This window comes from Glutamicibacter sp. 0426, from assembly GCF_001906485.1.
GTDB lineage: Bacteria > Actinomycetota > Actinomycetes > Actinomycetales > Micrococcaceae > Glutamicibacter > Glutamicibacter nicotianae.
In genome coordinates, this window is record NZ_MPBI01000002.1 from 329,166 (window position 1) to 341,726 (window position 12,561).

Consider the following 12,561-nt stretch of genomic DNA (forward strand, 5'->3'; position numbering starts at 1 on the left):
GATGAGTGAAGTAACTATCGAGTACTGCGGGCAGTACTATCCTGTCCAGGACGGCAAGCCCTTCACCATCGGACGTGAAGGCGACCTCGCAATCGACGACAATCCGTACTTGCACCGGCACTTCTTGACGATTAGCAAGCACAGCGGGCTGTGGTGGCTCAACAACGTGGGCAGCCGGCTGACCGCGACCATTGCGGATCGAACCGGCGGCCTGCAAGCCTGGCTGTCGCCGGAGTCGAGCCTGCCGCTGGTGCTCAACCGGGTGGGCGTGGTGTTCACTGCCGGTCCCACCACCTATGAGCTGTCTATTCATGTCGCGCAGCCGGCATTCCGCCAGGACTACCTGGAATACGATGCCTGCGGAGAAACCACCATTGGGCCGGTGCTGCTGACCAGTGCCCAGCGGGCGCTGGTAGTGGTCTTGGCTGAGCCGATGCTGCGCCGCGAAGGCACCGGGCTGAGCTCGATTCCCACCAGCGCGGCGGCTGCCGCACGGCTGGGGTGGGGAATTACGAAGTTCAATCGCAAACTCGATAACGTGTGCGACAAATTGGACAAGGCGGGCGTTGCCGGACTGCGCGGGGGACCCGGAAAACTGGCCACCAACCGTCGCGCCCGGCTGGTGGAGCACGCCGTGAGTTCGCATCTGGTCAACCGTGCCGATTTGGCCATCTTGGATTCCGAAGTACCCGACGAAGACTAGGTTCCCGGCTGGTACGCCAAAGGCCAATGGGCAGGACGATTCCCTGCGGAATTGTTCAGCACATTGGCCTTTGGAATGCTCAGCGGCGTCCGATGGTCCAGCCTAAACGCGGAACGAGTGCGCGGCGCCGGCGAATCCGATCTACGCGCTTCTTGGGCTCTGCGGCCTGCGGTGCAGGCGCGGGAGCGTTGCCCATGGCAGCGAGCAATGCGGTGACCACCGCCAATTCCTCGTCACTCGGGTTTCCCTTGGTGACGCGGATCTGCGGGGCAACAGGCAAGGCGCTGTTCTGGTCCATCGGCGTGCTCCTTTGTGGTTCTGGTGGGTACTGGTCGGGCAGGATCTGCCGCTTACAGCGGAATGTTGCCGTGCTTCTTCGGAGGCAGGGTCGCATGCTTCTCGCGCAGCGCGCGCAGACCGCGAACCAGCTGGAAGCGGGTCTCGCTCGGGGCGATGACCGCATCCACGTAGCCCAGCTCAGCGGCCTGGTAGGGGTTGAGCAGTTCGGCCTCGTAGTTGTCGATGATCTGCTTGCGGCGGGCCTCGACGTCTCCGCCTTCGGCTTCCACCGCGGCCAGATCGCGGCGGTAGAGGATGTTCACCGCGCCCTGGGCACCCATCACGCCGATCTGCGCGGTAGGCCAAGCCAGATTCAGGTCTGCGCCCAGCTTCTTCGAGCCCATCACGATGTACGCTCCGCCGTAGGCCTTGCGGGTGATCACGGTCAGCTTCGGCACGGTGGCCTCGGCGTAGGCGTAGAGCAGCTTTGCACCGCGGCGGATGATGCCCTGGAACTCCTGGTCCTTGCCCGGCAGGAAGCCCGGCACGTCCACGAAGGTGAGGATCGGGATGTTGAAGGCGTCGCAGTTGCGCACGAAGCGGGCGGCCTTTTCCGAGGCGGCAATGTCCAAGGTTCCGGCGAACTGCATTGGCTGGTTGGCGACAATGCCCACGGTGCGGCCTTCGATGCGGGCGTAGCCAATCATCACGTTGGGTGCGTAGAGCGACTGCATCTCGAAGAAGTGCTCATCATCGACAACCGACTCGATCACGGTGCGCATGTCATAAGGCTGGTTTGCCGAATCCGGGATGAGCGTATCGAGCTCCAGGTCCTCGGCGGTGATATCCAGTTCTTCATCGAATTCGGCAATCAGCGGATCCGAGAGGTTGGAGGACGGGAGGAAGTCCAGCAGTTCCTTGCAGAACTCCACAGCGTCTTCCTCATCGGAGGCAAGGTAGGTGGCGGTACCGGTATTGGCGTTGTGCTGGCGGGCGCCGCCCAGGGTTTCCATGTCGATTTCCTCGCCGGTCACCGTCTTGATGACGTCCGGGCCGGTGATGAACATGTGGCTGGTCTTGTCGACCATGATCACGTAGTCGGTCAGCGCGGGGGAGTAGGCGGCGCCGCCGGCCGATGGGCCCATGATCAGCGAGATCTGCGGGACAACGCCCGAGGCGTGGACATTGTTGCGGAAGATGTCAGCGAACATGGCCAGGGACGCGACGCCCTCCTGGATGCGGGCACCGCCGCCATCGAGGATGCCGACTACCGGGCAGCCGTTGCGTAGCGCGAATTCCTGGACCTTGACGATTTTCTCGCCGTTGACCTGGGACAGCGAGCCGCCGTAAACGGTGAAGTCCTGCGAGTAGACGGCCACCAGGCGGCCATCCACGGTGCCGTAGCCGGAGACCAGGCCATCACCCAATGGCTTCTTCTTCTCCATGCCGAAGGCGGTGGAGCGGTGGACTGCAAGTGCGTCGAACTCGACGAAGGAGTCTTCGTCCATGAGCATTTCAATGCGTTCGCGGGCAGTGTGCTTGCCGCGGGAGTGCTGCTTTTCGATCGCCGCTTCGCCGCTTGGCGCTTCAGCGAGCTTCTGGCGGCGGCGGAACTCAGCAAGCTTTCCGGCGGTGGTGGACAGGTCGATTGACTCGGCTGCCTCAGTTCTGCCCTGCGTCATGCCTTCGACTCCCTTGAGTTGTCTTCAATGTGTAGGAATGGCACAAGAAAAATGCCATCCAAGCCAGTCTAGCTGGGGAAACAGCTCTTTCGGTTGTAGGAATCTTACAAAATGGCCCGATATCTGGTGCGTGGCACGCCAGAATAAGTTACTGATCGGTAGCTTAGTGGCGGATCATCGCGTAATCTGTATCACATGACTACTGAATCGCGCACTCTTATCGCGCCCGTTCCCGGCAACCTGAAGAACCGTACCATCCTGATGAGCGGGGGCAGCCGCGGCATCGGCCTGGCCATCGCGTTGGCCGCAGCCCGGCAAGGGGCCAACGTGGTTCTGCTCTCCAAGACCGATACACCTCACCCGACGCTGGAAGGGACCATCCATACCGCCGTTGCGCAAATTGAGGAAGCCGGCGGCCAGGGCTTGGCCGTTGTCGGCGATGTCCGCGTGGACGCCGACGTGCAGCGCGCCGTGGAGGAAGCGGTGGCAAAATTCGGCGGCATCGACATCGTGGTCAACAACGCCTCGGCCATCAACCTGGCCAAGACCGACCAGGTCGATATGAAGCGCTACGACCTGATGCAGGACATCAACGTCCGAGGCACCTTCCTGCTGTCCAAGACAGCGCTCCCGTACCTGCACGCTTCCGAGCATGCCCATATCCTGACCCTCTCCCCGCCACTGAACCTGGACCCCAAGTGGGCAGGGCAGCACCTGGCCTACACCATGGCCAAGTACGGGATGTCGCTGACCACCCTTGGGCTCGCTGAGGAGCTGAAGGAAGACAGCATCGGGGTGAACTCGCTCTGGCCTGAAACCTTGATCGACACCGCAGCAATCCGCAACCTGCCGGGCGGGCAGAAAATGGTCCAGGGTGCACGCGACGCTTCGGTCGTGGCAGACGCGGCCATGGCAATTCTTGCCAGCCCGCCCGCGGGCGTCAGCGGCAATTTCTTCACCGACGGCCAGGTGCTGACCTTGGCCGGGGAGACGGATCTGGAGAAGTACACCCTGAACCCGCAGATCCCGCTGGTCCAGGACATCTTCCTGTAGGCAGTCAAGCGGGGTAAAACAGGGAATAATGGGCGGCCGGTGCCATAGGGTTGGAGATATGGAAAACCCGTATGGCACCGACCGCGCTGTTCTCGATTCCCGGATCTTCAATGAGCTCACCGCCCCGTTGGATTTGGGGCTGGTCAATCTCAAGCCAACCTCCGGTTCTACGAATACCGAGCTGGCGCAACTGGCCAGCACCGGCGAGGCCGGACATCTCAGCGTGTACTACACCGAGCACCAGCAGGCCGGCAAGGGGCGCTTGGGCCGTGAATGGGTGACCCCGGCAGGATCTTCCCTCACCGTCAGCGTCCTGGCCGTGCCCGGACCTGGCTTCCCTCCCGAATCCCTCTCCTGGTACACCATGCTGGCGGCGCTGGCCTGGAGCCGGGCGGCCGAGAATACCTGCGGCGTTCCACTGGGCATCAAATGGCCCAACGACCTCTTGGCTGGCGAGCAGAAAGTCTGCGGCATCCTGGCGCAAATGGTTCCTGCCGGCAACGGCTATGGAGTGGTGGTCGGGACCGGAATCAATGTGAACCAGAGCCGGGAGGAACTTCCGGTGGCTACCGCGACATCCCTGCGGTTGGCCGGTGCGAAGAACCTGAACCGCACCGAATTGCTGGCTGAGTACCTGAAGCAATTTGCGGTGTTGGACCGGGGATTCCGCCAAGTCGGCGGCATGGCGCAGATGCCGTTGCCGGCAAGCAACGGGAAATCCTTGCACCAGCTGGTCAGCGCCAAACTGGCCACGCTGGGACATGACGTGCGTGTGGAATTCCCTGACGGGTCCACGCTGGTGGGCACTGCCATAGAGCTGGGCACCGATGGCTCGCTGGTGCTGGAACACGGCACCGGGCAGCGTGAACATGTGCTGGCGGGCGACGTGCACCACGTGCGGCGCGCCGACGGAAAGTATGCCTAACCCGGCTTGGGTATTGGCCCGGGACTAGTATTGGAAGAGACGACCGAAGCACTCAGCCGGGAACAGGAGGGACGAGGAACAACACGATGAAGTTGCCGCTGCATGAAAGGGAACGAGTGATCATCAAAACTCGTGAGCATTCCCGAGTGCTGCGCCAGCCCATGGGAGCCTTCCTCGTCTTGACCGCACTATGCACGTTTTCGCTTGGCTATCTTTCCCGGGATGATCTCTCGGACTGGCTGGCTTCCAACGCGAATGTGTGGATGATCGTTGCGGTAGTCCTCTGGGCCGCGCTGGTGCTCATCTGGAGCGTGATTCCCTGGGCCCGGTGGCTGCGCAGCCGCATCGTGCTGACTACCGAGCGGATCATGTTCCGGCCGACGTATAACGACGGCAAGCTGCAATCTGTAGGATTATTTACAGTTCGCGACCTGGTCGCGCACAGCAAGGCGAAAAATGCCATGACGCGTGCGGGAACCTTGGATATCGTGCTGAACCAGGGATACGTGCGGCTCTCGCATGTGCCCTCGGTACAGTATTTCCGTTCCCTGGCAATGGAGGCGATGGCGAACCTGCGCAGCAGCCAGAGTATGGCGCACACCGAAACGACGAACAGTGAGGGCATGGGGGCATGAGCACCGAGCACACCAACACACCTCGGGCAGACTCTCCGCAGTCCGCCGCCGAGGCTGTCCGTGGCGCCCGCCAGCACGCTCCCGCGGCAGCCCCCGCCGAATCGGATCCAATTCTCGAACTTGCCGAGGCCATGGAAGGCCCGCTGCGCATTCCGGCCCACACCCCCGAGGCTGTCCGCGACACCGTCGCCTCGCTGGAAAAACGGCTCATCGGCGGCCAGCGCGAATTCCGCCGCCGCGAAGTCGCCTCCGAGGCAGGGGTCTCCCTGCACTCGGCACGCAAGCTGTGGCGCGCCATAGGCTTCCCGGAACTCAGCGATGACGAAGTGTTCTTCACCGAGGCCGACAAGAAAGCCCTGGGCACCATGGTGGGCATGGTCCGCGAAGGCACGCTGACCGAGGAAACCGCCATCTCGCTGATGCGTTCGGTCGGCCAGATGACCGACCGCATGGTGGTCTGGCAGATCGAGGCACTGGTCGAGGACATGATCGCCAACCAGAACCTGTCCGACCGCCAAGCCCGCCGCCAGCTGTTCAGCCTGCTGCCTGAAATCATCCCCGCCATCGAGGACCTGCTGCTCTACTCGTGGCGCCGCCAGCTGAACTCCGCCGTGCACCGCATGGCCTTGCGCGTGGAAACCGGCGTGGCCGCCTACAACCAGGACCGCGGCGAGGACGACGGCGGCACCCCGTTGCCGCTGGCCCGTGCGGTGGGCTTCGCCGACCTGGTCTCCTACACCTCGCTGTCGCGGCGCATGAACGAGCGCACGCTGGCCCAGCTGGTCCAGCGTTTCGAGGCCAAGTGCGCCGAAATCATTTCCGTGGGCGGCGGCCGCCTGGTCAAGACCATCGGCGATGAAGTGCTCTACGTGGCAGAAACCCCGCAGGCCGGCGCGCAGATCGCGCTGTCCCTCTCGCGCGAGCTGGCCAAGGACGAGCTCTTCCCGCAAACCCGCGGAGCGGTGGTCTGGGGCCGGCTGCTCTCGCGCCTGGGCGATATCTACGGACCGACGGTGAACATGGCGGCCCGGCTGACCTCGCTGGCCGAGCCCGGCACCGTGCTGACCGATGCGATTACCGCGAATACGCTGCGCAATGATGCACGCTTCGTGCTCACCGCCCAGGAAATTACCGCGGTGCGCGGCTTCGGGGATATCCAACCCTACGAACTCTCGGCAGGCGAGGGAGCAGGACTGGTGATTGACTGATGGCTAATGAACCAGCCCCGGTTCCCTTCATCCTCGCCGCGGCGGGCCTGACGGACGTGGGACGCAAGCGCTCGCAGAACCAGGACCGTATCCTGATGCACGACATCGTGTACGCGGTTGCCGACGGCATGGGCGGGCATGAAGCCGGCGAGGTGGCCAGCCAGCTTGCGGTGGAAACCATGGAAGAAATCTGCACCTTCGCCAATAAGACCTCGGTGCGGAAACTGCCCTCGGTGCCGGATGTCCAGCGGCAGGTGCAGCTGGCCGATGACCGCATCCGCGAAGCGCTTGAATCGCGCGGCGGCACGACCCTGTGCGCCCTGGTGCAGATCAAGACCCCCAGCAAGGGCCGGGACAGCGTGACCGCTCCGCTGGCCGCCGTTCCGCCGTGGACCTCCAGCTTCGCAATGACGCAGAATACCGACGTGATTTCCAAGATCACTCCGCAAATGCTGGAGAACCACCGCGCCAACCTGGCCCCGGCTACCGCGCCGCTGCCGGTGGCCACCGAGGAAGTCCCGAGCCTGCTGCTGGTCAACGTGGGAGACTCGCGCGGCTACCGGCTGCGCGACGGTGCGCTGCAGCAGCTGACCCGCGACCACTCGGCCGTGCAGGAAATGGTGGATGCCGGGCAGATCACCGAGCTGGAAGCGCGCAACCATCCGCACCGGAACCTGATTACCCGCGCCCTGGGCGCAGGCGCCGAAAGCCAGCCGGACGTCACCGTCCTGCAGCCACGCATCGGCGACCGCTACATGCTGTGCAGCGACGGGCTCTCCGGCGAATTGACCGAAGACATTTTGCAGACCCTGCTGGTGAACTACAAGGACCGCACCGAAGCGGCCCGGATACTCACTGCGGCTGCGCTGGAAGCCGGCGGCCGGGACAACATCGCAGTGATCGTGATTGACGTGCTGGCAGCCGAACCCGCACCAGCGGACGCACCTGGGAACTAGGGCTCCAAGCCAGCTAAACAGTCCGCCGGTGGGGCACAATTGAATACGTGAGTGAAAAAGACGCAGCACCAGTCGAGACCGCCAACGTACCGCCGGAAGCCGACAAGACCCGCTATGAACAGCTGGTCGAGCAGATCCGCGCCCACCGCGAGGCCTATTACCAAAATGATGCTCCGCTGGTCTCCGACGCGGAATACGACGCGTTATTCCAGGAGCTCCAGCTGCTCGAGGCGACCTATCCCATCCTTGCTGGACAGGATTCGCCCACCCAGGAAGTCGGCGGCGAAGCCTCCGCCGCCTTCGCATCGGTCACCCACGCCAGCCGGATGTACTCGCTGGAAGACGTCTTCTCGCTTGATGAACTCGACGCGTGGCTGGAACGAGCACAGGCCAACGCCGAACGCCTGCACCCGCAGACCCCGGTCAAATGGCTGTGCGAAGTCAAAATCGACGGCCTGGCACTGAACCTGACCTACCGCGAGGGCAAGCTGATTCGCGCGGCCACCCGCGGCGACGGCACCACCGGAGAAGACGTGACCCACAACGCGCTGACCATCAGCGATATCCCGCAACAGCTGTCCGGCTCCGGCTGGCCTGCGGAATTCGAAGTCCGCGGCGAAGTCTTCATCGCCACCGAGGACTTCAACAAGTTCAATGAGGCACTGATTGCCCAGGGCAAGGCGCCGCTGGCCAACCCGCGCAACGCGGCCGCCGGGTCCTTGCGCCAGAAGGATCCGGAGCAGACCGCCAAGCGTCCGCTGCGCATGTTCGTGCATGGCCTGGGCCGCAGCCGCGATTTCAACCTGACCGAGCAGTCCCAGGCCTATGAGCTGATGCGCGGCTGGGGCCTGCCGGTCTCTCCGTACGGCCGCGTGGTCGGCAGCCGCCAGGAAGCCAAGGACTACATCGCCGAGCACGGCGAGAAGCGCCATGATTTGATCCACGACATCGATGGCATTGTCATCAAGGTCGATGACCTGGCCACCCAGGAACAGCTGGGCTACACCTCGCGGGTTCCGCGCTGGGCCGTCGCCTACAAGTACCCGCCCGAAGAAGTGCACACCAAGCTGCTGGACATCCAGGTCCAGGTGGGCCGCACCGGCCGCGTGACCCCCTTCGGCGTGATGGAACCAGTCCTCGTCGCCGGCTCCACCGTCGCGCGCGCGACTTTGCACAACCAGGAAGTCGTCAAGGCGAAAAACGTCAAAATCGGCGACACCGTCATCTTGCGCAAGGCTGGAGACGTCATCCCGGAGATTGTCGGCCCGGTGCTTCCGCTGCGCGATGGCAACGTGGACCTGCGTGATTTCGTCATGCCCACCGAATGCCCTTCCTGCGGGCAGCCGCTGGCCCCGGCCAAGGAAGGCGACGTGGATATCCGTTGCCTCAACGCTGAATCCTGCCCGGCACAGCTCACCGAGCGCGTGGCCTATCTTGCCGGACGCAGTGCACTGGACATCGAAGCCCTCGGCTACGAAGCGGCAGCTGCCCTGACCAGCGGTCCGGGCGAGGACCCGGCCACCCAAGGCGGCGTCATCCTGCCCGCCGGACCCGGCCCGCTGAAGAACGAGGCTGACCTGTTCAACCTCAAGGACAAGCTCGACGAGCTTGGAGAAGTCAAGGTCTGGCGGGAAAAGCGCGCCAAGGGGGAGGGCACCGGCAAGTACGAGCTCGTCCCGTACTTCTATTCCAAGGCCACCGCCAAGAAGCCTTCGGTGCCGACCAAGAGCACCCTGAAGCTGCTTGATGAGCTGGAGAAGGCCAAGGGCAACCCGCTGTGGCGGGTGCTGGTGGCCCTCTCCATCCGCCACGTCGGTCCGAACGCTTCGCGGGCGATTGCCACCCGCTACGGCTCCATGGATGCGCTGCTTGAGGTCCTGGACTCGGGCAACGCGGTGGCGGAACTGGCCGAAATCGATTCGGTTGGCACCATCATCGCCGAAGCGCTGGTTGACTGGTTCGCGGTGGATTGGCACCGCGAGATCGTCTCCTCCTGGCAGGCCTCCGGCGTGCAGATGGAAGACGAGCAGGATGCGAACATCACCAAGAACCTCGAAGGCCTGGCCATCGTGGTGACCGGTACCCTGGAGAAGTATTCCCGGGATACCGCCAAGGAAGCGATCATTGTCCGTGGCGGCAAGGCCACCGGCAGCGTCTCGAAGAAGACCGACTTCCTGGTGGCCGGCGAATCCGCCGGGTCGAAGCTGGACAAAGCCCAGTCCCTGGGCGTTCCGGTACTGGACGAAGCCGGATTCGGCATCCTGCTGGAGCAAGGACCGGAAGCAGCACGCAAGGCAGCACTCGCCGCACCAACGGAAGGCTAGACATGGACCGCACAGTAACCCACGATCCGCTGGTGATGGTGGCCCGCCGGGCTGCCGCCGCCGGCGCTGAAGTACTTGGCCGCCGCGACGAATCGCAGTTCAACCTCACCGACAAGTCGGCGGCAGGGGACTGGGTCACCGACTTCGACCGGGCTGCCGAGGAAGCGATTCGCGATGCCATTGTGACCTCCCGGCCCAACGACGAGTTGACCGGCGAAGAATATCCCAGCGCCAAGCCGGCGCATCCCAGCGGTCTGCGCTGGAGCATTGATCCGCTGGATGGCACCACGAACTTCGTGCGCAACATTGCCTATTATTGCTCGTCGGTGGGCGTCTGCCAGCGCAACGATGATGGCAGCGAGACCTGGGTGGCCGCGGCCATCGTCGCCCCTGCCTTGCAGGTGGAGTACTTTGCCGGGAAGGGACTGGGCGCATGGAAACTCGACCTGCGTTCCGGAAAGCTCACCCAGCTCAGCGGCCCGGTTGAATCGGAAACCAGGATCCTGGCCACCGGCTTCGGCTATGATTCCGAGCGCCGGCAGTTCCAAGCCCAGGTGCTCGGGACGATGCTTGAGGACTATGTGAATGTGCGCCGGCTCGGCTCGGCTGCGCTGGATTTGTGCCTCGTGGCCGAGGGGTCTTTGGACGCCTACGCCGAATACGGCACCCAGGAGTATGACTGGGCCGCCGGCGCGCTGATTGCCGAGGAAGCAGGATGCCAGGTTGGCCGGCCCATCAGCAATCCGGGCTGGCAGTACGCCGGATTGGTGGACCCGGCTAAGCTCACGGAGCCTGGCGCTTAAAGCAGAACGGCTGCCATCCACTCATGCGCGTAGTGGATGGCAATGCCCACGGCGACACCGCCACACACTTGTGTGGCGGTGTGCTGGAAACTGCGGATGCGTGCCCAGGACAGCACCGCAATGAAGAACACCACCAGCGGCATCAGCTCGTTCAACTGCCCGGCCACCTGCAAGATCACGTAGGTGCCCACGGCCAGGTGCACCGAGACCTTCCACCACATATTGATCACAGCGACGACTGCCAATCCCAGCAGGATGCTGAGCACTTCGAGGTACATCCGCGTCCCGGCGTCCATGAGCCGCAGTACGAGCAGGCCGCAGAGGATCAATCCGGCGGTATAGGCGTAGATCCAATGCCGCTGATGCCTTACGGTCACGTGCATGTCGGTGACCTTGCCACGCAGTTTCGCGCCGGCCAGGATCAGCCACGGAATAATCGTGGTGAACAGGGCCGCGGTGACCGACTCGCTCCAGCGCACCGAAGCATCCCGCCATGGAGTGGCCAGCAGCAGCACGGTAGCCAAGATGATAGGGGAGAGCAGGTGGGAAACCACCAGAGCGAATTTCCGCACTGTGGTCGGGGCGTTGGCTTGCGAGGTCTGCTGCATTCGGGTCATTGGCCTTCATCTGGGTAGCGGGTTGCTGACGACTATGCGACTAGTCCACTGTACAAGCAGTTCCGGTGCTCCCATTCTGCAGAGTCAGCTTTGCTCCGCGACCAGGTAGTCATTGCGGATCCGGATGAGCTTGGGCAGGTACCAGCCGAGGACGAGCCGTTCGGCCAGCCACCCCAATGGACCAAGCGGAGCACTGAATTGGATCTTGTCGACCATCAACGTCCCGTGGTCCATTGCATGGAATTCATGGACGTGGTGGAAGGACTTGAACGGTCCGCGCAGCTGCTGGTCGGTGAAGCTGCGCGGGGCATCCACGGCGGAAATCGTGGAGGTCATCCGGATGGGAATGCCAAAATGCTTGGCCCGCCAGGTTACGTGCTGGCCCAGGCCAATGGTTCCGCTGGTCACCCCAGCCACTGCCTGCTCCTGCGAATCGGCCATCGAACCGGTATGCGCGTCGATGCTCAACGATTTCTCGAAGAGCTCAGCAGGGCTGAGGTTGGCTTGCGTAACGCATTCAAAGTAGACGGCCATGGCTAAAGTATGCCACTGGCAAGGGAGTTTTAGCGGACGGTGAGGTCCAGAACGGTCAGATCTTCAGCCGCGTCGTCGTAGTAGTCACGCAGCTTCAGGCCCTTGGCCGCTGCCTCGTCAACGACTACCACTGCGTCCTGGTGCAGCTGCAGGACAGATGCCGGGCAGGAAGCTGAGATCGGGCCTTCCACGGCAGCAGCAATTGCATCTGCCTTGCCGGAGCCCACGGCAACCAGGACCAGGCGGCCTGCGTCCAGGATCGTGCCGAGGCCCTGGGTGACGCAGTGGGTGGGAACATGCTCAATGCCGTCGAAGAAGCGCGCATTGTCTTCACGGGTATTCGCCGCCAAGCGCTTGATCCGGGTGCGGCTTCGCAGCGCGCTGCCCGGTTCGTTGAAGCCCAAGTGGCCGTTTGATCCGATGCCCAGGATTTGCACATCGATGCCTCCGGCCTGTGCGATGGACGCATCGTACGCGCGGGCCGCTGCCTCAATGGCTTCCACCGAGGCTGCCATGCCCTGCGGAACATGCAATGAGTCCGCAGACAAGCCGATGACGTCGCAGACTTCGTTGAGCAGGGTCTGTCGGTAGGACTGTTCATGGGTGTCGGGGATCCCGATGTATTCATCGAGGGCGAATCCCTGTGCACGGCTGAAATCGGCGCGACCTTCCTGAACTGCGCGGGACAATTCACGATACAGTCCTAGCGGGGAGGAGCCCGTGGCAAGCCCTAGAACCGGTTCAGCGCCAGCGCTGTGGTGAGCCAGGCCGGCCAACACGTTGTCGGACGCGATCTTTGCGACTTCTTCCGGGGATGAACCAATGAGTACTCGCATGGTGTG

The 12,561-nt window shown here is 63.4% G+C and carries 13 protein-coding genes; 8 read left to right on the forward strand and 5 right to left on the reverse strand.

All coding sequences use genetic code 11. The features are described from left to right. Nucleotide 1: 1 nt before the first annotated feature. On the forward strand, nt 2-703 hold the full coding sequence (locus BKX98_RS06975; RefSeq protein WP_073706665.1) for a hypothetical protein: 702 nt from the start codon (nt 2-4) through the stop codon (nt 701-703). 79 nt (nt 704-782) lie between these two features. On the opposite strand, the gene BKX98_RS17020 is transcribed toward BKX98_RS06975, so the two are convergent. Beyond that, entirely contained in the window at nt 783-1,001 is a 219-nt protein-coding gene (locus BKX98_RS17020) for an acyl-CoA carboxylase subunit epsilon (protein ID WP_073706666.1), read from the reverse strand. A gap of 52 nt (nt 1,002-1,053) precedes the next feature. Then, nucleotides 1,054-2,664: an acyl-CoA carboxylase subunit beta gene (locus tag BKX98_RS06985; RefSeq protein ID WP_038989817.1), complete on the reverse strand. Its 1,611-nt coding sequence runs from the start codon at nt 2,662-2,664 to the stop codon at nt 1,054-1,056. A 195-nt stretch (nt 2,665-2,859) separates the two neighbouring features. On the opposite strand from BKX98_RS06985, the gene BKX98_RS06990 reads away from it, so the two are divergent. The 7 genes from BKX98_RS06990 to BKX98_RS07020 all read left to right on the forward strand — a co-directional run bounded on the left by BKX98_RS06990 (nt 2,860) and on the right by BKX98_RS07020 (nt 10,568). Then, nucleotides 2,860-3,717, forward strand: a complete 858-nt coding sequence (locus BKX98_RS06990) for an NAD(P)-dependent oxidoreductase (protein WP_073706667.1) — start codon at nt 2,860-2,862, stop codon at nt 3,715-3,717. Nucleotides 3,718-3,775: 58 nt separating this feature from the next. Next, on the forward strand, nt 3,776-4,642 hold the full coding sequence (locus BKX98_RS06995; RefSeq protein ID WP_052253521.1) for a biotin--[acetyl-CoA-carboxylase] ligase: 867 nt from the start codon (nt 3,776-3,778) through the stop codon (nt 4,640-4,642). An 86-nt stretch (nt 4,643-4,728) separates the two neighbouring features. Further along, nucleotides 4,729-5,277, forward strand: coding sequence for a hypothetical protein (locus BKX98_RS07000; protein WP_073706668.1), 549 nt, complete (start codon nt 4,729-4,731; stop codon nt 5,275-5,277). Beyond that, nucleotides 5,274-6,485: an adenylate/guanylate cyclase domain-containing protein gene (locus tag BKX98_RS07005; RefSeq protein WP_073706669.1), complete on the forward strand. Its 1,212-nt coding sequence runs from the start codon at nt 5,274-5,276 to the stop codon at nt 6,483-6,485. Before BKX98_RS07000 ends, BKX98_RS07005 begins: the two co-directional genes overlap by 4 nt. Continuing rightward, complete coding sequence (locus BKX98_RS07010; RefSeq protein WP_052253520.1) at nt 6,485-7,441, forward strand: PP2C family serine/threonine-protein phosphatase; 957 nt, start codon at nt 6,485-6,487, stop codon at nt 7,439-7,441. Before BKX98_RS07005 ends, BKX98_RS07010 begins: the two co-directional genes overlap by 1 nt. A gap of 47 nt (nt 7,442-7,488) precedes the next feature. Continuing rightward, the gene (gene ligA / locus BKX98_RS07015; RefSeq protein ID WP_233125302.1) at nt 7,489-9,765 is read left to right on the forward strand and encodes an NAD-dependent DNA ligase LigA; all 2,277 of its coding nucleotides are present in this window, start codon (nt 7,489-7,491) and stop codon (nt 9,763-9,765) included. 2 nt (nt 9,766-9,767) lie between these two features. Continuing rightward, nucleotides 9,768-10,568 (forward strand): inositol monophosphatase family protein, encoded by an 801-nt coding sequence (locus BKX98_RS07020; protein ID WP_073706671.1) that lies wholly within the window; start codon nt 9,768-9,770, stop codon nt 10,566-10,568. On the opposite strand, the gene BKX98_RS07025 is transcribed toward BKX98_RS07020, so the two are convergent. The 3 genes from BKX98_RS07025 to nagB all read right to left on the reverse strand — a co-directional run bounded on the left by BKX98_RS07025 (nt 10,565) and on the right by nagB (nt 12,555). Continuing rightward, on the reverse strand, nt 10,565-11,176 hold the full coding sequence (locus BKX98_RS07025; protein ID WP_143181049.1) for a hypothetical protein: 612 nt from the start codon (nt 11,174-11,176) through the stop codon (nt 10,565-10,567). The genes BKX98_RS07020 and BKX98_RS07025 overlap by 4 nt on opposite strands. Before the next feature lie 93 nt (nt 11,177-11,269). Then, a complete protein-coding gene (locus BKX98_RS07030; protein WP_073706673.1) occupies nt 11,270-11,719 on the reverse strand; it encodes an SRPBCC family protein in 450 nt (149 codons plus the stop codon). 29 nt (nt 11,720-11,748) lie between these two features. Beyond that, on the reverse strand, nt 11,749-12,555 hold the full coding sequence (nagB, locus tag BKX98_RS07035; RefSeq protein WP_073706674.1) for a glucosamine-6-phosphate deaminase: 807 nt from the start codon (nt 12,553-12,555) through the stop codon (nt 11,749-11,751). Nucleotides 12,556-12,561 lie beyond the last annotated feature (6 nt).